The 20,271-nt window shown below is 65.9% G+C and carries 13 protein-coding genes; 2 read left to right on the top strand and 11 right to left on the bottom strand.

What is annotated here, in order from left to right; all coding sequences use genetic code 11:
* Nucleotides 1–135 precede the first annotated feature (135 nt).
* A complete protein-coding gene (locus ACI2JH_RS17070; RefSeq protein ID WP_404736780.1) occupies nucleotides 136–1,110 on the bottom strand; it encodes an RluA family pseudouridine synthase in 975 nt (324 codons plus the stop codon).
* A 407-nt stretch (nucleotides 1,111–1,517) separates the two neighbouring features.
* Here ACI2JH_RS17070 and ACI2JH_RS17075 point away from each other — a divergent pair, with 407 nt between their 5' ends.
* The gene (locus tag ACI2JH_RS17075; protein ID WP_404736781.1) at nucleotides 1,518–4,886 is read left to right on the top strand and encodes a ribonuclease E/G; all 3,369 of its coding nucleotides are present in this window, start codon (nucleotides 1,518–1,520) and stop codon (nucleotides 4,884–4,886) included.
* A gap of 156 nt (nucleotides 4,887–5,042) precedes the next feature.
* On the opposite strand, the gene ACI2JH_RS17080 is transcribed toward ACI2JH_RS17075, so the two are convergent.
* The 10 genes from ACI2JH_RS17080 to ACI2JH_RS17125 all read right to left on the bottom strand — a co-directional run bounded on the left by ACI2JH_RS17080 (nucleotide 5,043) and on the right by ACI2JH_RS17125 (nucleotide 18,985).
* Entirely contained in the window at nucleotides 5,043–5,957 is a 915-nt protein-coding gene (locus tag ACI2JH_RS17080; protein WP_372487503.1) for an endonuclease/exonuclease/phosphatase family protein, read from the bottom strand.
* Between the two features lie 47 nt (nucleotides 5,958–6,004).
* Nucleotides 6,005–9,142, bottom strand: a complete 3,138-nt coding sequence (locus ACI2JH_RS17085; protein ID WP_404736794.1) for a discoidin domain-containing protein — start codon at nucleotides 9,140–9,142, stop codon at nucleotides 6,005–6,007.
* Nucleotides 9,143–9,168: 26 nt separating this feature from the next.
* Nucleotides 9,169–10,005: a carbohydrate ABC transporter permease gene (locus ACI2JH_RS17090; protein WP_042615044.1), complete on the bottom strand. Its 837-nt coding sequence runs from the start codon at nucleotides 10,003–10,005 to the stop codon at nucleotides 9,169–9,171.
* On the bottom strand, nucleotides 10,002–10,883 hold the full coding sequence (locus tag ACI2JH_RS17095) for a carbohydrate ABC transporter permease (protein WP_057506835.1): 882 nt from the start codon (nucleotides 10,881–10,883) through the stop codon (nucleotides 10,002–10,004). Before ACI2JH_RS17095 ends, ACI2JH_RS17090 begins: the two co-directional genes overlap by 4 nt.
* Nucleotides 10,880–12,178, bottom strand: a complete 1,299-nt coding sequence (locus ACI2JH_RS17100; protein ID WP_404736795.1) for a sugar ABC transporter substrate-binding protein — start codon at nucleotides 12,176–12,178, stop codon at nucleotides 10,880–10,882. Before ACI2JH_RS17100 ends, ACI2JH_RS17095 begins: the two co-directional genes overlap by 4 nt.
* Before the next feature lie 40 nt (nucleotides 12,179–12,218).
* Complete coding sequence (locus tag ACI2JH_RS17105) at nucleotides 12,219–13,823, bottom strand: glucoamylase family protein (protein WP_404736782.1); 1,605 nt, start codon at nucleotides 13,821–13,823, stop codon at nucleotides 12,219–12,221.
* Nucleotides 13,824–14,059: 236 nt separating this feature from the next.
* Nucleotides 14,060–17,122 (bottom strand): TonB-dependent receptor domain-containing protein, encoded by a 3,063-nt coding sequence (locus ACI2JH_RS17110; RefSeq protein WP_404736783.1) that lies wholly within the window; start codon nucleotides 17,120–17,122, stop codon nucleotides 14,060–14,062.
* A 76-nt stretch (nucleotides 17,123–17,198) separates the two neighbouring features.
* Complete coding sequence (locus ACI2JH_RS17115; RefSeq protein ID WP_042615189.1) at nucleotides 17,199–18,263, bottom strand: LacI family DNA-binding transcriptional regulator; 1,065 nt, start codon at nucleotides 18,261–18,263, stop codon at nucleotides 17,199–17,201.
* Nucleotides 18,264–18,410: 147 nt separating this feature from the next.
* Nucleotides 18,411–18,689: a BolA family transcriptional regulator gene (locus tag ACI2JH_RS17120; RefSeq protein WP_042615190.1), complete on the bottom strand. Its 279-nt coding sequence runs from the start codon at nucleotides 18,687–18,689 to the stop codon at nucleotides 18,411–18,413.
* Nucleotides 18,686–18,985: a YciI family protein gene (locus ACI2JH_RS17125; RefSeq protein ID WP_404736784.1), complete on the bottom strand. Its 300-nt coding sequence runs from the start codon at nucleotides 18,983–18,985 to the stop codon at nucleotides 18,686–18,688. The genes ACI2JH_RS17120 and ACI2JH_RS17125 overlap by 4 nt, the downstream gene beginning before the upstream one ends.
* A gap of 369 nt (nucleotides 18,986–19,354) precedes the next feature.
* Here ACI2JH_RS17125 and ACI2JH_RS17130 point away from each other — a divergent pair, with 369 nt between their 5' ends.
* Nucleotides 19,355–20,260, top strand: a complete 906-nt coding sequence (locus ACI2JH_RS17130; RefSeq protein ID WP_404736785.1) for a segregation and condensation protein A — start codon at nucleotides 19,355–19,357, stop codon at nucleotides 20,258–20,260.
* Nucleotides 20,261–20,271: the final 11 nt, after the last annotated feature.

Consider the following 20,271-nt stretch of genomic DNA (forward strand, 5'->3'; position numbering starts at 1 on the left):
ACTGTCCGCCCGCCCCCCCCTAGGCCCAAATCGTATTAACTTCCGGGGCCCCCAAACCCCCCCCCCGCCCGGCCCCGCACCGCCCCGGATGCAGCTTGCCCCCCCGCCGCGAGGGGCTCCGCCGTTCGCTGCTAGCTACTTCAGCCGATCCAGGGCCTCGACCAGTTCCTCGGCCAGCGGCGCGTTCAACACGTAAGGGGTCTTTCCCGCGTCCAGCGCGAACTCCAGCGAGGCGGCATGCAGGAACAGCCGCTTCAGCCCGATCTGCTCACGAAAGCGCTTGTTGACGACAGGATCGCCGTATTTGTCGTCACCCGCCACCGGATTGCCCAGATGCTGGGCGTGCACGCGGATCTGGTGGGTGCGCCCGGTTTCGATCCGCACCTCGCAGTAGGAATGGCCACCGCGGCGCTCCAGCACCTTGAAGTGGCTGATCGACGGCTTGCCGATCGCATTCACCTGCACGTGGCGCTCTCCGCCCTGGCGCAGGCCGACGTGCAGCGGCGCGTCCACGGTCATGGTGCCGTCGGGCATGCGCCCGGCCAGCAGGGTCAGGTATTTCTTGCGGATGCCGGCGCCGTGGTCCTCGCGGAGCAGCGCCTGCAGCTCGCTCAGTGCAGAGCGCTTCTTGGCCACGATCAGCAGGCCGGAGGTGTCCCGGTCCAGCCGGTGCACCAGCTCCAGCGTCTTGCCCGGACGCAGCGCCCGCAGAGTCTCGATGGCGCCGAAACTGATGCCGCTGCCGCCATGGCTGGCCACGCCGGACGGCTTGTTCAGGGCCAGCAGGCGCTCGTCTTCATACACGATGGCCTGTTCCAGCCGGCGCACGAATGATTCCGGCGGACCGGTCCTGTCGCCTTCCTCGCTGAGATGGACCGGCGGAATCCGGATCACTTCCCCGCCTTCCAGCTTGCGCTCGGCCTTGGCGCGCCCGCCATTGACCCGGACCTGGCCGCTGCGCACCAGCTTGTAGACCAGGCTGCGCGGCGCCCCTTTCAGTTGTCCGAGCAGGAAATTGTCCAGCCGCTGTCCCGCCCGGTCGTCGGGAACGGTGATCATGCGCACGGAAGGCTTGTCGGAGTTGGGGTTTGCGGGGTCTTGAGCAGTCATCAGCCTGTTTATTCTGTTACACTCGGGCGGCGAGATAAGGGATTGATTTCGTTGGAAGTTACTCCGGGCCAGAAGCCTGTCTTCCAACGAATCCGGCACAGTGCGCGACCACCGCCCCCGGGGCGGCCATGTTAGCGGCTCACCGGCGCTCCCGGCCATCGCCGATTGCCTGACACGCAGTCGCGCTGAACATGTCCCGCGTGGCGCTCCAGTTTTGGCTGACAGCTGCCGCCGGTCCCGTAACACCCAAAACCAGATAACAAGAGCGCTCCCGCGGCCTGCCGTGGTGTCGTAGCGCTGGAAACCCGGGCCACCCTCCCCGCGCCTGCGCGAATGGGCGGCCAGCCGTATCCAGAGGCGAAACTCCATGGCGTTCCGCGCGGTAGCCGCTTGCGAGGAACGCAACAATGAAGCGAATGCTGATCAACGCCACGCAGGCCGAAGAACTGCGTGTAGCCATCGTGGATGGCCAGTCGTTGTATGACATCGACATCGAGCAGCCGGCCAAGGAACAGAAGAAGTCCAACATCTACAAGGGCCGGATCTTCCGCATCGAGCCCTCGCTGGAAGCCGCCTTCGTCGAATACGGCGGTGGCCGCCATGGCTTCCTGCCGCTGAAGGAAATCTCCCGCGATTACTTCCAGGCCGGCGTGGACCACAACAAGGCCGGCATCAAGGAGCTCCTGCGCGAAGGCCAGGAAATCGTGGTGCAGATCGACAAGGATGAACGCGGCAACAAGGGCGCTGCCCTGACCACGTTCATCTCGCTGGCCGGCCGCTACATGGTGCTGATGCCGAATTCGCCGAGCGCCGGTGGCGTCTCGCGCCGGATCGAAGGCGAAGACCGCGCCGCCCTGAAGGACGCGCTGGACAAGCTGAACATTCCCGACGAAATGGGCGTGATCATCCGCACCGCCGGCGTCGGCCGCGATGCCGAAGAGCTGCAGTGGGACCTGGATTACCTGCTGAACGTGTGGCGCGCCATCGCCGAAGCGGCGCTGAGCAAGCCCGCCCCGTTCCTGATCTACCAGGAATCGCGGCTGATCGTGCGTGCCCTGCGCGACTACCTGCGCGCGGACATCGGCGAGATCCTGGTCGATACCGAAGAGATGTATCAGCACGCCCGCGAGTTCATGCAGCAGGTGATGCCGCAGACCCTGCGCAAGCTCAAGCACTACACCGATGACATCCCGCTGTTCAACCGCTTCCAGATCGAGTCGCAGATCGAAGGCGCCTACGAGCGCAACGTGCGCCTGCCGTCGGGCGGCTCGATCGTGGTCGACCAGACCGAAGCGCTGACCGCCATCGACGTGAACTCCTCGCGCGCCACCAAGGGCAGCGACATCGAGGACACCGCGTTCCAGACCAACCTGGAAGCGGCAGAAGAAGCGGCCCGCCAGCTGCGCCTGCGCGACCTCGGCGGCCTGGTGGTGATCGATTTCATCGACATGTCCTCCAACAAGCACCAGCGTGAGGTCGAGAACCGCCTCGCCCAGGCGCTGAAGTACGACCGCGCCCGCGTACAGGTCGGCCGCATCTCGCGCTTCGGCCTGCTGGAAATGAGCCGCCAGCGCCTGCGTCCGAGCCTGGGCGAATCCAGCCAGCTGGTCTGCCCGCACTGCGACGGCCACGGCCGCATGCGCAGCGTGGAATCGCTGTCGCTCTCGATCATCCGCGTCGCCGAAGAGCATGCGATGAAGGAAAACACCGGGCAGGTGCTGGTCCAGGCCCCGGTCGAGATCGCCAACTACCTGCTCAACGAAAAGCGCAGCGCGCTGCGCGAGATCGAAGCGCGCCACGAAGCCCCGATCGTGATCGTGGCCGACGAGCAGCTGCACACCCCGCATTACACCGTGACCCGCCTGCGCGAAAACGAGCTGGGCGAGGAAAGTGGCAAGCCGAGCTACCAGCGCGGCACCCCGCGCAAGCTGCCGGTGCATGCCCTGACCAAGGGTCAGCTGAACATTCCGCCGCCGGCCGTGACCCAGGTCCAGCACAACTCGCCAGCCCCGATCCGCGAAGAAGCCGCGCCGCAGCCGGCTCCGGTCCCGGTGGCCGCTCCGGTCGCCGCTCCGGCTGCCACCGGCGGCGTGGTCGGTTGGTTCAAGCGCATCTTCGGTGGTGAACCGGCAGCCGCACCGGCACCGGCACCGGCCGCGCGTGCCAACGGCGGTGAGAATGGCCGCAAGGACCGCAACGGCAAGGATCGCACCGGCAAGGACCGCAAGGACCGCCGTGACGACAGCCGCAGCGCCGGCAACGGCGCCCCGCAGGCACAGGGCCAGGGCCGCAAGGAACGCGGTGAGCGTGGTGAGCGTGGTGAGCGCCGCCAGGGCAATGCACAGGGCGGCAACGCACAGGTCGCTGCCACCGCCAACGCACAGGCCGGCAACGGCAATGGCCAGCAGCAGCCGAAGCAGCGCCAGGAACAGGGCCAGCAGGGTGGCAAGCAGCGCAATGAGCGCGGCGAGCGCGCCGAGCAGGCCCAGGGACAGGCGCCGGCACAGGGCCAGCAGCAGCCGAAGGTGAAGCAGCCGCGCCAGCCGCGTGTGCAGGATGGCGACAAGCCGCAGCGCGACGGCAGTGACATTGCCGCCGCGGCAACTGTCACGGCGATCACGCCGATGGGCCTGGACGCTGCCGAAGCCGCATCGCGCCTGGCCAACCAGCAGCTGCGTGGCGAAGAGGTCGACAGCCACACCACGACCGCGGCATCCCCGGCAACACCGCAGGCCACCGAGGCAGCACCGGCCACGGCACGCATGCCGGTTGTCGACACCGACATCGAAGAAACCAGCGCGGTCAATGTTGAAGGCGCCGAAGGCACCGAAACGCCGGCCACGGATGACGGCAGCAGTGAAGGCGGCTCGCGTCGTCGACGTGGTCGCCGTGGCGGTCGTCGTCGTCGTCGTGGCAATGCAGAAGGCACCGCATCGGATTCGCTGGGTCATGACGATTCCGACGAAGACGACAACGACGCCGAAGAGCAGGACGCGACCGCGGTTTCGGCTCCCTCTGAAGTGGGTGACACCGAAAAGCGCCAGCCGGCCTCGAGCCGTCCGCAGCCGGAGTTCGACTTCGACGACGAAGGCGATGCTCCGGCTCCGATCGAGCGCGAGAAGCGTGCAGCCGCGGTGCTGGCGACCGCCGCCATCGTGCCGGCCGCGGCCAGCGCAGTGACTGCCGCGCGGGCTCCAGTGGTTGAAGCACCGAAGGCGGAAGCGCCCAAGGTGGAAGCACCGAAGGTCGAGGCGCCGAAGATTGAAGCAGCGCCCGCATTCGTGGCATCGCCCCGGGTCGACACCCCCGCCGAAGGCGTCGCCGATGTGGAAGCGGTGAAGCCGACCGTCAGCGCCGACGTTGCCCGCCCGCAGCACGACGCCGCCACTCCGGTGCAGGCAGAAGTGCCGAAGGCCGAAGCGCCGGTCGCGGCAGCCCCTGTCGCAGCGGTCGAGCAGGCACCGTCCTGGCAGCCCGTGCCGCCGGCAGCGCCCAAGGTGGAGGCCGTCCCGGCCGAAGCCGAAGCGCCGAAGCCGGCCCCGGTGGTGGCTCCGGTTGCCGCTCCGTTGCCGGCTGCGGTTGCCGCACCGGCAGTGGTCGAGGCGGTGGAAGCCGCCGAGCCGGCGATCCTGGCCGGCGGCACTGATGCCGCCGCCCAGGCCGCCGTCGTGGCCCAGCCGGAACCGGCCGCCGCATCGAAGGCCACCGAAACGGTGACCAGCGAGACGGATGCCGAGGAAAACAAGGCCAAGCCGGGCAACCTGCCGCAGGGCTGATCCGCTGCCGTGGTGAAAACGAAACAGCGGCCTTCGGGCCGCTGTTTTTTTGTACCTGATGGCTGAGCCGTGCCCGGCGAGTGCAACGGCTAGGGCGTGACGACCAACGGTCGTCACCCACCAGGGCACAGGCTGACGGCCGGCGGCCGGCGGCCGTCAGTGCCCGGCGGCGGCGCCTTGGCGCTGCTCCGCCGCCGTATCCGGCGCGAACTGCAGGCGCGTCCATACACCATAATGGTCCGACGCCCAGCGGCCGCCCGCGTCGGGCTGGTCGAACAGGATCTTCGCCTCACGCGCCAGCAGCTGGTCCTGCTGGAAGAAGATATGGTCGATGCGCGACGGCGCCTGGAAATAATGACGGTTGAGGGTGCTGACGCCACTCAGGTCATTGTTGACGTGCACGCTGCCGTAGCTGTCACCGTAATGACTGCGCAGCTCGCTCAGATCCCCTGCATCGACCATCGCGTTGAAGTCGCCGGCGATCACCACCGGCGCGCCGGCCGAGGTGCTGCTGATGAAGCGCAGCAGGTCCTCCACCTGCGCCCGCCGGGTCTGGACGCCCTGCTCATCGGAACGCTCGTTGAGGTGGGTGGCGTAGACATTGATCGGCCTCCCATCCACTTCGATGCGCAGGTGGCCCACGGTGCGGTAGTCGCCCAGCGGCTGCAGCAGGTGCTGGCCGCGAGCGAGGACCGGCCGGCGGGTCAGCAGCGCATTGCCATAGCGTTTGCTCGCCCCGGCCGGATCGGTCGAAACGAACAGGTACGAATAGCCCAGCCGGTTCGCCAGCCACTCGGCCTGGTTGCGCACGTTGCGCTTCTGGATCACTTCCTGCAGGGCGATCGCATCCGGCTGCAGCCGCTGCAGCTCGGCCAGGATGGTCTTGCGCCGCTCCGGCCAGTCCTCGCGATCATGGTGCAGGTTGAAGGTCACCATGCTCATGCCCGCTTCGCGCGTCATCCCCGGCGAAGCGCCGTTCGTTGCCGCGACCGCTGCACCCGACCGCAGATCCGCCGCCATGCCCCCACCGGGCAACAGCAATGCCGCGCCCACCGCACAGCCAAGCATCATCCGCACGACACCACGCGCGCACTTCCCGCCCCTCACCCGCATGCTGCTCACCCCTTGCGTTCGGCCCGGCGCACGGCGGCCGGGACCTCGATCTCGATCTTCGCCGGTACCTGGTGCACGTGCAGTTCACCGCCAATCCATTCCACCGGCTCGCCATTGATCGTGGTCGCGCCGGGCTCGCCCGGATACGGCCAAGGCAGCACCAGGCCGCCGGCCGGTGGCAGTACACCGGCTGCGACCTCCAGCACCAGTTGCTTGTCGCTGCGCTGCAGCCGGTAATCCAGCTGGCCCTGCGGTGTGCGCAGGCCCTTCACCGCGACGCCCTGCCCCTCGAACCAACGCACCGGCACGCCGGCGGCCAGCACCAGCGACTGGTCCACGTCACGGTTGTAGGCAAACATGTCCAGCGCCGAGCGCACGAAATCCGACGCCACCCAGGCATGCGGCAGGTCGCCGACGAAGAACGGCTTGCGCGGCGTGCGCGACACCACTTCGGCCCACTGGTTCCAGGCCTGCGGCGAGCGGTCCTTGAAGAAGAATTCGGTCGCCTGCCAGGCGCGGTCACGCCAACCCAGGCGCACGAACGCAGCGACGTTGCGCCATTCGTAGGGGGTGTAATCCTTCCACTCGCGCTTGCCGTCGCGGCGTGCCACGAACTCGGTCCAGTAACGCTGGAAGGTGTTGTCCAGTTGCGGTTGCGGCAGACGCCCCTGCTCACCGCCCGGCGCCAGCGCGATGGTCGTGGAGGTCGCATCGAAGTCGCCCAGCTCCGCCGATCCCGGCAGGAAGTCGATGCGGTGCTGATCCATCGCCGCATACAGCGATGCCTGCAGATCGGCGCGGAACTCATCGCGCGCGCCGGTGATCGCCAGCACTTCCATCTTCTGCAGGCGCTCGGCGATGATCCCGGCGTCCTTGTAACCCCGCAGCGCCCAGAAGTTGTCCCAGTACGAATGCATCGGCTTGGCCGAATAGCCTTCGTGGCTGATCGAGGCCGGCATCATCCCGTAGAAGGCCGGGTTGCGCGCGCGGTTTTCTTCGGTCCGCTCGCTGGCGCGCAGGCGCTCCATGTAGTGGAAGGCGCCGACCACATGCGGCCACATCGCCTCCAAGAAGGCGTCGTCACCGGTGTAGCGCCAGTATTCGGCGATGTTGTAGATCAGCTCGCCGTGGCTGTCGTTCTCCGGCACAGGGTCACTGCCGCGGTCATCCACGCAGCAGGGCACCTTGCCGTTGTCGAACTGGAACGGGGCATACCACTGCACGTAATCGCGCACCGCATCGCTGCGGCCCATGCGCAGCAGGCCCTCGGAAATCATCGCGCCATCGCGGATCCAGCTGCGCCCGTAGGAGCGCGTGCCGGGCTGCAGGCGTGGGCCCACGCGGGAAATCAACATGTGCGCGAGCGCCGTGCGCAGCGTGTCGGCAAGCGGCTGGCCTTCGCGCGGCAGCTGCAGCTGCAGGCCGTCCAGCTTCTGCCGCCACATCGCCGCGACCTGCGCCTGCGCCTTGCCGGCATCGAAACCGCGCGGGTTGAAACTGCCCATCTGCGGCAGCACCAGCGCCACTTCGCGGCTCTGCCCCGGTTCCAGCTTGAACGTATACAGCAGCGCACCGGAGGCCATGCCGGTGGGATCCTTCACCGAGGTGGTGGTCGGCAGCGCGCCGCCAGCCAGGTGCATCACCTCCAGCTTGCCGTCGAAGGCGGTGGCAAAGCGCGCGTCCGGCGCCTGCACCGGATACAGCCGCGGTTCGCCATTGACCTTCACCAGCCCTTCTTCCATGTCCAGGCTGTCGATGCGGCTGAAGCCCCCGATGGTATTGAGGAACTGGGTCGGCGGATTGACCTGCCACGGGCGGATCGCCAGCGCCAGGGTGTACTCGTGGGCGACCTTGTCCGGATTCTTCAGTGAGTAACGGGCCACCAGCTGGGATTTTTCCGGGGTGCCCTGCACGAATCCGGTCACCGACAGCGACGCCTTGTCGTGCTGCCAGTCCACGCTCGCGATCGGCAGGTAACTGTCCTGCAGCGACTGGATCGGGCTGACATCGGCCCAGCTGACCAGCTTTCCGTCCAGCTTCAGGAACGGCTCCACGCTGAAGCTGCCACGCGCCATTTCCAGCGCGCCGTCTTCGCTGATCAGCGCCTGCTCGCGGCCGCCATCCAGGCCCAGCAGGGTCCAGCTCGGCTGCTCGCCTACGTACGCACGCGGCAACGAACCGCGCGGCAGGTCGGCCGCCACCGAAGAAAGAAACGCATTCGGGGTGGCGGCGAACGCCAGCGGCTTCAGCGCGATATCGCGGATGCCATAGCGCCAGTTGGGGCCACCCTGCAGGTCGAAGCGCAGGTAGCGCGCATCGGTCTCCGGCAGCGCCAGCCAGTCACGGCCGCCACTGCCGGCAGTGACCTCGCGCACGGTGCGCCAGTCGCGCCCATCCTGCGAGGCGCGCACGGTGTAACGCGTGGCCTCCAGGCCGGGCAGCCAGTCGATCACCGCCCCACCCACTTCACGCGGTTTGCCCAGGTCCAGGCTGATGGTCTGTTGCTTGACCCCGCCGCTGACCCAGAACGTATCGGCCTTGCCGTCGATCATGCGGTCCTGCAGCGCGGTGGCCGTGTCGGCCAGCACGTCCGGCTGCAGCGGCGAATCATCCTGCGCGGGCAGGCCCTGCAGGGTCAGCTTGTCGAAGCAGACCGTGCCGCGCCCGCCAACCTTGCTGTATATCGTGAACTCCATCGACGCGCTGCGCTTGAGTTCCTTCTCCGGCGACGGGCCCCAGGCCTTGTCGATGTGGCGCTTGCGGAACTCCACCGGCGTCCAGGCCTTGGGGAAGGCGTAGCCGGGGCGGTTGACCCACCACACGTTGTCGCCGCTGGCATCGATCAACTTGAACTGCAGGTCGTTGGACGGCGAGTCGCCGCGCAGCTGGAACCCAAAGCGGTAGTTGGCCGGGTAGTCGATGCTCAGCGCGCGACGCACGCCGACATAGCCGGATACCTCGTGGAAGTCGTAATCCAGGCACATCGCGCGGCCGCCGCCGGCACCGGCGACGTTGCGCAGCGAGCCGCTGACCTGGTCGGACAGCACCAGTGTCCACTGGCCCATGTCGTCGAAATCATCGATGACCTTCGGTGCAGGTGCGGCAGGAGGCGGGGCAGCAACTGCCACGCAGGACCACAACAACGCCAGGCCAGCGATGATTTTCCGGTTCACCCTTTGACACTCCCCAACATGAGACCTTGAATGTAATAGCGCTGCAGCAGCAGGAACAACGCCAGCACCGGGATCACCGTGACCACCGCGCCGGCCATCATCATCTCAACGTCCATGATGTGTTCGCGTGACAGCGTGGCAAGCGCCACCGGCAGGGTGTAGTGCTCCTGGTCGGTCAGCACGATCAACGGCCACATGAAGTCGTTCCACGCGCCCATGAAGGTGAAAATGGACAGGGTGACCAGCACCGGCTTGAGCATCGGCAGCACGATCTGGAAGAAGATCCGCATCTCCCCTGCCCCGTCCATGCGCGCCGCTTCCAGCAGTTCGTCCGGGATGGATCGCGCGTACTGGCGCACCAGGAAGATGCCGAACACGGTGGCCAGCGCCGGCACGATCACCCCGCCGAAGCTGTTGACCAGGCCCAGCTGCTTCATCAGCAGGAACAGCGGCAGCATCGCCACCTGCGCCGGGATCACCAGCGCGGCCATCAGCACCTGGAACAGGCGGTCACGGCCAACGAAGCGCAGCTTGGCGAAGGCATAGCCGGCCATCGTGTTGAGCAGCAGCGACCCCAGCGTGATCGCCACCGACACCAGCAGGCTGTTGGCGAAGTTGACGCCCATGCCGGTCCGCGCGAACAGCTCGTGGTAGTTGGCGAAGGTGACGTGCGAGGGCGTCAGTGGCGGCGGGAACGTGGTCGCCTCGCCGGCCGGCATCACCGACACCGACACCATCCACAACAGCGGCGCCAGGCTGACCAGCGCCAGCACCAGCAATCCACCGTTGATCCACCACCCGTGCCAGCGTGACTGGCCGATTTCGCGACTCATACCATCTGCCTTTTGCGCCCGAAGCGCAGCATCACCGAGGTCACCGCCAGGATGATCAGGAACAACAGGAACGCCACCGCCGATGCCCGGCCGAGGTTCCACCACTTGAAGCCTTCTTCGAACATGAAGTACAGCACGCTCACGGTGCTCTGCAGCGGGTCGCCGCGGGTCATCACGTAGGGTTCGGCGAACAGCTGGAAATAGCCGGACACGGTGATCACCCCGACCACCAGCAGCACCGGGCCGAGCATCGGCAGGGTGATGTGCAGGAACTGCTTCCAGCGCGATGCGCCATCGATGCGCGCGGCCTCGTACAGGTCATGCGGGATCGCCTGCAGGCCAGCCAGGAAGATCACCATGTTGTAGCCGAAGTTCTTCCACACCGCGAACAGCATGATCGTCGGCATGGCCCAGTCCGGATCGCCCAGCCAGTCGATCGGGCTGATGCCGATGTGCCCCAGCCCGTAGTTCACCAGGCCATAGCTGGTGTGGAACAGGTAGCGCCAGATCACCGCCACCGCCACCAGCGTGGTCACCACCGGGGCGAACAGCGCGGTACGGAACAGGGCCTTGAAGCGGGCCGCCGGTGCATTGAGCAGGATCGCCGCACCCAGCGACACCGCGATGGACAGCGGCACCCCGATCACCACGAAGTAGGTGGTGTTCCACAGCGACTTCCAGAACATCGGGGTCTGCAGCAGGTCGATGTAGTTGCCCAGTCCGACGAAGCGCAGGTTGGCGCCGTCGGCCAGCGAGTACAGGTCGAAGTCGGTCACGCTGAGCGCCAGCGCCGAGGCTACCGGCAGGCCGAAGAACACGCCCAGCACGATCACCGCCGGGGCAGCGAAGATCCAGCCGGCAAGCGAAGAACGGTTCATGGCTGGCCTCCCGTGGCCGCAGGCGCAGCATCGCCCGGTTGTCCGGTGGCCTGCTCATGCATCCAGCGACGCTTGGCCAGCACCTTGTCCACGCGGTCGTCCAGCTCGGTCACGGCTGCATCCTGCGCCTGCCCACCACGTACCACCTTTTCGGTGACGATGCGCATTTCCTGCACGATGCGCTCCCATTCCAGCACCTTCGGGGTCGGCTTGACGCGCTCGAGCTGGTCACGGAACGCAGCCGCCAGCGGATCATCCGCCAGCGACGGGGCCTGCCAGGTGCTGCGACGCGGCGGCAGGTCGCCGATGATGGAATGGAAGCGTTGCTGGATCTCCGGGCGCGACAGGAACTCGATCAGCTTCCACGACGCTTCCTTCTGCTGCGCCTTGCGGAAGATCACCAGGCTGGTGCCACCGGCGATGCCGGCACCGGGGCCATCCGGCCCGGGCAGCGCGGCGGTGCCCCACTTGCCGGCGAGTTCCTTCGGCTCCAGCTTCTTGAACTCGCGGATGTTCCAGGGGCCGGAAATGTAGAACACATTGAAGCCCCGGAAGAACTCATCCCAGACGTTGGAGATCTGGGTTTCGGACATCTTCGGCGCCCAGCCCTTCTCGAACATGTTGGCGTAGAAACCCAGCGTCCTGCGGAAACCGGGGCTGCGGAAATTGCCGCGGGTATCGTCATCGCGCAGCAGCGGGTCCGGCTGCTGCAGGGCAAAGGACAGCTGCTGCTCGAACTCGTTGATCGGCATCAGCACCGCATAGCGGTTCGGGCCCTGCATCTTCTTGATGTCGGCCATCTGCTGTTCGAACTCGGCCCAGGTGCGCGGCGGCGCATCGTGGCCGGCCTGCGCCAGCAGGTCCTTGCGGTAGTACAGCAGGCGGGTATCGACGTACCACGGCACGCCGACCACTTCACCGTGGATCACGTTGGTGTCCCAGATGCCCGGGAAATAATCGGCAGGCTCGACCACCGTGGAACGGTCGATGTACGGCTGCAGCGGCTCCAGCGTATCGAGCTCGGCGAATTCCGGGATCCACGTATTACCAAGCTGGCAGACATCGGGCAGCCCGTCTGCGGCGAACGCGGTCAGCAGCTTTTCGTGCGCGGCCGTCCACGGGATGTTCTGCACGTCCACGCGGATGCCGGGATTCTCGGCCTCGAACTCATGGATCAGCTCGGCCACCACTTCGGCCTCGCGTCCCATCGCCCAGAAGCGCACCGTGGTGCCCTCTTCCTTGCGCGCGCAGCCCGCCAGCACCAGGCCGGCCACCAGCGCGGCGACCCAGCGCAGGCGACGGCCCGGGGACTTCTTCTTCGTTGCCAGCGCAGGCTTACTTGCCCGGGTTGTTGTTGCGCGATGCATTCTTCTGTTCCTGTGCCGCGGCGGCGCGTGATTCTGCAATGCCGACCGCGCGTGCGTCGGCGGCCTTCTCGTCTTTTTCCAGCTGCAGCGGCTGCTGCTCACCTTCCGGGGTCAGCCAGCCGCCGCTGAAACCAGCGCGCTCCAGCCCCTTGCGGATGTGCGGGTTCTTCTTCATCACCTCCCACACGAAATCATTGCGGTAGTTGGCGATCATGGTCAGGATCGGGCCCTGGTCGATGCCGATGTAGTCACTCGCCACCCAGCCGCGATCAGGCACCATGCGCCCGGTCTTGATCGGGATGTCGTAGTTGAAACTCGGGTTGAACGAATCCAGGAAGCCGTAGCTGGAATAGATGTAATCACCGAAGCGCTTGTGCATTTCCTGGGTCGCCGGGATCACTTCTTCCGGAGCGAACACGATCGAGGAAATGGCCGCGGTCGGGGCGATGGTGCCGTCGTCGAAATTCTCGCGCAGGCCGGCGCCGCGCGAAGAGTAATGGCGGAACTGGCGCTGCTCGCCACGGTATTCCTGGGTGGTGTTCTGCGGACCGTCACTGGCGGTCAGGCCCCAGACGTTCTGGCCGTATCCCTTCCATTCCATCGGGTTGCTGATCGCGTACTCGCGCTGGGCCAACGCAGCCGAACGGCTGTTGAGGAAATACGTGCTGCCGCGTTCGCGCATGTAGGCGTCCTGGATATCGCGGAAGTCGATCCAGACATGGCTGTACTGATGGCCGAACAGCGGGCCGAAGGACAGGTATTCCTGGCCCTGGTAGACACCCCAGTCGTTGTCGTAGGTACGCGTCCACACCGTCCACGCATCCGGGCTGACCGGATGGGTCGGCGAACCGAGCGCCAGGATGTAGACGATCATCGCCTCGTTGTAGCCCATCCAGTCGTGTTCGATGGTGCCGCTTTCCGGGAACCAGCCCATCGAGATCAGCGGCGAACGCTCCTGCAGCCACGGCCAGTCAACGCGCTTGTACAGCGTCTCGGCGATGTCCCGGATTTCCTTCTCGCGCGAATCGCCGCCGTCGTAGTACGACTGCGCGAACAGCACGCCCATCATCAGCAGCGCGGTATCCACCGAAGACAGTTCTACCCAGCTGTCGTAGCGGTGGCCTTGCTGCATGTCCAGGAAGTGGTAATAGAAGCCCTTGTAACCGCCCTTGCCGGTGCGCTGCGGGCCCATCGGCACATCGCGCAGGAAGCGCAGCGTGGTCAGGGTGCGGTCCACCGCCTGGTTGCGGCTGACCCAGCCGTTCTCGATGCCGATCGGATAAGCGGTCAGCGCGAAACCGACCGAGGCGATGCTGGCGAACGGCCGCGAGGGATAGCGGTCCGGGGTCAGTCCGTTGATCTCATTGCTGGTGTCCCAGAAAAACTGGAAGGTGCGGCGTTCGATGTCATCGAACAGTGGCGGCAGCTCCGGCTTCATCGGACGCGGTGGCAGGTCGGCTTCGACCAGGATCACCTGCGGGGCCGGTTTGGCCGGCTCGGGCGCGGCCTGCGGCTTGCAGCCGGCGGCGGCCAAGGTGATCGCGGCGATGGTCAACAGGTGGCTAACCCGCATCGGCCCCTTCCTTTTGTGCTGTTCAAGAATGGAGAGCATAACGTCCAATGACCTGAAATCGTTTACAAACGCGTCTCGAAAAAAAACCACCGTAGTGGTTCGACGCCGACGGTCATTGCCCAGCCCACTGCCCCCTCCAGGGCAGTGGGCTGGGCAATGGACGGGTCCGAAGACCCGCCATTGCTTCCACGGTACCGCCCGGAGGCGGTACCGCGTCGTGCATCAGGCGTTCCGGATCAGAACCGGAAGCCGACCTCCGCCTTCACCTGGCGCGGCGTACCGATGATTTCGCCGGTCTCGTTGTAGCTGGCCAGCAGCTTGCCATCGGGCTTGGTGTAGTTGTAGGTGGAGAAGTTGTCGAAGTTGAACACGTTGATGATGTCGATGCGAGCGTACAGCTCGGTGTCGTGCGCCATCTTGAACGTCTTCGTCGCCTGCAGATCGACCGAACGGTAGCCGAAGATCTTGCCACCCAGCAGGAACTTGCCGTTGCCGTTGGGCACCGCGGCTCCCGGCGTCGGCAGGTTGTAACCGCTGGCCTGCAGCACGTTGTACCAGTCGTTCACCGCGGTCGGCGTGGCCAGGGTGACCTTGCCGCCGAAGGTGATGCCCCAGAAGCCCGCATACGAACCGGTGACCACCAGGCGGTGGCGCGGTGCGCCGTTGGAGCGGATGGTCGGGTAATCCTCGATCAGGCCGCGGTCGAAGGCGTACTTCTCGTTGATGTCGCGGTTGTGGCGTGCGGTGGTCCAGGTGTAGGCGACCGAGGTGCCCCAGCCGCTTTCCTTGGTGAACGGCTTCTGCGCCGACAGCAGGACCTGGGTCGCCCGGGTCTTGATGCCCTGCTGGCCGATGATCAGGCTGCCGAAGCCCGGCACGTTGCAGCTCCAGGCCTGGCTCAGGCCCGGCGCGGAACCGCCGCACAGCTGCGGGTCATCGAAGAACTGGCCGGTCGGGTAGCGGTTGCCCAGGGTGAAGGCGAAGCCGTCATAGCTCAGGGTGCGGGCGATGGTGGCATCGGTCAGCCATTCACCGACCTGGTTGCTCATGCCCAGGCTGAACTGATCGGAGTACGGCGCCTTGAGGTTGTTGTTCAGCAGGTCCACTTCCAGACCGGCATTGCTGGTCGAACCGACCAGCGTCTGCAGGTTGCCGATGCCGTTGAGCAGGTTCGGGTTCCAGTCATAGCAGGCGGCCTGGCCGTTGATGCAGCTGCCGGTGGCCGGGTTGCGGAAGTAGATGGTCGGCTGCGGCAGGGCCAGCTTGGTGGTTTCCAGCTGCAGGTTGTCGAACAGGTCACGATCGTAGGAACGGCCCGCACCACCGTGGATCACGTGCTGCTCGTCGGCGTTGATGTCATACGAGAAGCCCAGGCGCGGCTGCCAGGCATCCTTGAACGCCTTGCGGTTCTTGCCGGTGCTGATGTAATCGCTGATGTCCAGCCCGCCCAGCGCCAGCGAATCGGCGTAGGTCTGGCCGGCGGCAGCGCGCGGATCCTGCGAATAGATCGCGTCGACCACTTCCCGCGGCGTCACGAAGTCCAGGTAGGACGGGGTCTTTTCGTAGTCCCAACGCAGGCCCAGGTTGAGCTGCAGGTGGTCGTTGACCTGCCAGTCGTCCTGGATGAACAGGCCGATCTGCTTGGACTTGGAGCGCACTTCGCCGGACACGCCCGACACGCCGGTCACCGGCTTGACGAACTGCGCCTTGTACGGAATGGAATCGGGGAAGTCCGCATCGCCCAGGCTGTAGGTGAAGGTCGGGTTGATCTGCGCCGCATCGGATGCGTACAGGTCGATTTCCTTGTACTTCACGCCCATCTTGACGGTGTGGTCGCCGGCCCACTGCAGGCCGTCCAGCGTCAGGTTGTCTTCGATCGACCAGCCCTTCTGGCCCTTCACCTGCGAATCCAGTGCCGAGGCGCCACCGACCTTCACCACGGTGCGGTCTTCGGTGCCGTCCGGTGCGGTGTAGGTGACGCCGTTGGCCAGGGTCAGCGGGGTCGGGTTGTTGAACGAATCTTCGTGGGTGAGCAGCACTTCGTTGTAGTAACGCTCGCCGCTGTGGTTCCAGCGCAGGGCGTAACGACGGTCGGTGTTGACCACTTCACGGCCCGCTTCCGGTGCGGTCTGGCCGCTGAACTGCTGCTGGGTCTCGTCGCGGTCCTGGAAGGTCAGCTCGATGCGATCGTTGTCGGTCGGCTCGAAGTCGATCTTGGCGAAGATCAGGTCCTGCTCGAACGGCTGGCTGGCCGGGCCGAGGCCGGCGGCGGCATCGGCCGGCAGCAGGCTGGCCGCACCGCCGACCGCGCCGTCGGGTGCGATGGTGACCGGCAGGTCGAAGCGCTTGGCTTCGTAGGTCACGAAGAAGTGCGCCTTGTCCTGGACGATCGGACCGCCGAGCGCGAAGCCGTATTCCTTCTCGGCCGAGGCCATCTTGTCCTGGCCGGCCTGGCGCTCCGCCGGGGTTTTGGCACGCATGTCTTCGTTGGTATAACGGTAGAAGGTTTCACCCTTGAACTCGTTGGTACCGGACTTGGTCGCCGCCGTCACCGCGGCGCTGGAGACCTGGCCGTATTCGGCCTTGTAGTTGCCACTGATGACCTTGTATTCGCCGATCGCCAGCTGCGGGAACGGGTTGCCGGCGCTGCCGGACTGGCCGGCCACGCCGCCGCCCTTGACGTAGCTCTTCTGGCCCACGCCGTCGATGTACACGTTGGTGCCGTCGGCGTTGGTCGCACCGCCGCGCAGCGAGGTGTTGCCCTTGGCGTCACGGGTGAAGATCAGGCCCGGCACGGCATCGGCGAACTCCAGGAAGTTGCGCGACACCTGCGGCGTGGTCTGGATCTGCTGCAGGCTGACGGTCTTGCCGACTTCCGACGTACGCACTTCCTGCAGCAGGGTCGGGGCGATGACAGTGACGGTGTCCAGGTTCTTGGCATCGCCGGCAGCGGCCGGGGCGGCGGCTTCACCGGAGAAGTTCAGCGTGGCGGCCGAAGCCACGGTCACGGTGACCTTCTGGGTCTGGCCATTGGCCACCACGTTGTAGGTGCCCGGGTCGAGGCCCTGCAGCGAATAGCTGCCATCGGCGCGCACGGTGGAACGTCGCACCGAACCGGTGGCGACGTTGGTGGCGACCACTTCGCTGCCGGCCTGGGCCGAAGCGACGTTGCCGCGCAGGCTCGCGTTGGCCGACTGGGCCATCACGTCCGGTGCTGCAGCGATGGCCAGGCAGCTGACCAGGGCGCACGTCAACAGACGGCGAGCCGGCATCCGACGATGGTGATTGAACTGCGTCATGAAAATCTCCGGGGGTGGTGGCGACCGCGATGGCCGCCCCTTTCATGTCAAACAAAAAATGGAATCGCCTCTGGCTTCAACGGCCGGATGGCGTGTGGGTTTGGGTCCTGCGGGCAACACTCTTGCTTGAATCACGCACGATCAGCTTCGGCACAAGCGTCTGCTTGTCACCCGCGCCTTCCGTGCTTTTTGAATCCATCAACTGCATCAGGCGCGTCATCGCCATGTCACCGAGTTCGGCGATACTCACCTGCATCGTCGTCAACGACGGGTGAACGAAACGGGCCAGCGGAATGTCATCGAAACCGGCCAGGGCCACGTCATCGGGAACCTTCAGTCCGGCCTGGGCAAACGCATACAGACAGCCCAGCGCCATCATGTCGTTGGCCGCGAATACCGCATCGGGCAGCGTTCCGGCTGCCAGCAACTCCTGACCGGCACGATGGCCGGAAGCTTCGTCGAAATCGCCGGGCAGCTCGATGCCCTGCGCATCACTGCCAAAGGCAGCCAGCGCATCGCGGAAGCCCCGCAGGCGTTCGCGCGCATCGTAGTTGGAGTCCGGGCCTGAAATGAAGGCAATGCGGCGGTGGCCAACGTCGAGCAGGTGGCGGGTCATCGCCACCGCGCCGGCGTGGTCATCGATGCTCAACACAGGATGGTCCTGGTCGGGCAGATAGGTATTGATCAGTACCGTGGGCAGCGACTGCGGCAGGTTGTCGGTCAGGAAACCCGGGCTTTCCGCATACGGGGACAGCACCAGCAGGCCGTCGACGCGGCCGCGCATGGCACGCAGGGCAGCGCCCTGCTGCTCCTGGTCGCCGTGGTAACTGGACACCAGCAGGTGCTGGCGGCGGATGCGGGCGATCTGGTCGATGCCGCGCATCAGTTCGGAGAAGAACTCGCCATACAGATCAGGCAGCACCACCCCGACGGTATTGGTGCGCCGGCTGCTCAGGCTGCGGGCGGCGGCGTGCGGGGTGTAGCGCAGGCGCGCAGCCACCTCCAGCACCAGTTGGCGAACCGGCTCGGCGACATTTTCGTGTCCATTGAGCGCGCGCGAAACCGTGGCCACGGAGACCTTGGCTTCCCGCGCAACATCCTTGATGGTGATCGCTGCCTTGTTCACAAAGTCGCCCTCCACGACTCCAGCCTTACGGCTTGGCGCGGAATGTAAGCGTTTCCAATGTCCGATGTAAACACTTCGTTAGTCCTATAGGTCGTGGGGCGTCCGCCCGCTGTCCGTGGCGGGACGTCCCCGGGACGTCACAGGACAGGAGGGGACACCGGGTCAGCCAGCCTCGGCCGGGGTATGCGCCTGGATCGACAGCGCATGGATATCGGTCTGCATCATGTCGCCAAGTGCAGCGTAAATGGCGCGATGTCGGGCCAACTGACCTAAACCAGCAAATGCCTCGCTGACCACCCTGACGTTGAAATGGCCGCGCCCATCGCGCGCCCCCGCATGCCCGGCATGACGGTGGCTGTCGTCTTCTATCTGCAGCTGCACGGGGGCCAGCGAATGCTGCAATGCATCACGAATTCGCTCGATCCGCTCCGCATTGCTCATGGCAAGACCTTGCGGAACGGGCGCACCTCGGTGCGCATGTAGACACCGGCCGCCACGTACGGGTCGGCATCGGCCCACTCGCGGGCGGCGGCCAGCGAGTCGAACGCGGCGATCACCACGCTGCCGCTGAAACCCGCCGGACCCGGATCCTCGCTGTCGATCGCCGGACACGGCCCGGCCAGCAGCAACCTGCCCTGTTCCTGCAGGGCCTGCAGCCGTGCCAGGTGGGTCGGGCGGGCCGCGATCCGGGCCGCGAGCACGTCCTGGCCGTCGTAGCCTTCAATTACGTACCACATCGATTGTCTCCTGTTGTCCTGCGGGAACTGGCGCTGATTCTAGCCGCTGCCCGGCCCTGCGCCGCGCCTGACTGGACACCAGCACTGCAAAGCCGTAACCTGTTTGCATTGCACGTGACTGGACGCAGCGTCCCGTCGGTCCCATGGCCCCGCAGGCCACCGATGATCGAACCGCTGCCCCCGACCAGACCGCGTAGACGACCTCCCCGTAGTTTCGTCGCTGCCGCCAGTGCGGTGCGTCCTGCTTTATTGATGTGTGGAATCGCGCCGATTCCGGCGTGTCCTGGTTTCCGCCATGGCCTGTCAGGCAGTTGCCTGAAGGGAATGGCCGGTGCCGCGACCGGTCCGTTGCAATCCTGATGTCCTTTGATGACCTCTGAAACCGCGCTAGACGCGACCCCGTCAATCCGGCCGCCCACCCCACAGCAGCAGGAAATGCCGCTGGCCGTGGTGCATGGACAACCGGTCCTGCAGATCCCGCAGGACCTGTACATCCCACCGGATGCACTGGAAGTCATCCTCGACGCCTTCGAGGGACCGCTGGACCTGCTGCTGTACCTGATCCGCCGCCAGAACCTGGATGTCCTGGACATTCCCGTCGCCGAGATCACCCGGCAGTACGTGGAATACATCACGGTGATGCGCGAACTGCGTTTCGAGCTCGCCGCCGAATACCTGGTGATGGCCGCGATCCTGGCCGAAGTGAAGTCGCGGATGCTGCTGCCGCGGCCGGTCAGCGAGAACGGCGATGAAGCCGATCCGCGCGCCGAACTGGTCCGCCGGCTGCAGGAGTACGAACGTTTCAAGCAGGCCGCCGAGGATATCGACAGCCTGCCCCGGCAGGACCGCGACACCACCGTGGTGCATGCCTTCGTCCCCGACCGCGCGGCGATCCGGCTGCCGCCGCCGGTGGAACTGAAGGAAATGCTGGTGGCCCTGCACGACGTGCTCAAGCGCGCCGAGCTGTTCACCGGGCACGCGATCAAGCGCGAGGCCCTGAGTGTCCGCCAGCGCATGGGCGACCTGCTGGGCCGCATGGAAGAAGGCGTGTTCTACCGTTTCGAATCGCTGTTCACCGCCGAAGAAGGAAAGCTCGGCGTACTGGTCACCTTCCTGGCAATGCTGGAACTGGCCAAGGAACAGCTGCTGGATATCGTGCAGGAAGCCCCGCTGGCGGCGATCTACGTCAAGTCGCTGGCGGCGGGAAACACCAATGAGCCGCTGTCTTTCAGCAGCGAATTCGATGACAACGACGCAGCCAACCCGACCGAGTGAGCGCGAATTGC

Origin of the sequence: Stenotrophomonas sp. NPDC078853 (assembly GCF_044901215.1) — a bacterium.
Taxonomy (GTDB): domain Bacteria; phylum Pseudomonadota; class Gammaproteobacteria; order Xanthomonadales; family Xanthomonadaceae; genus Stenotrophomonas; species Stenotrophomonas lacuserhaii.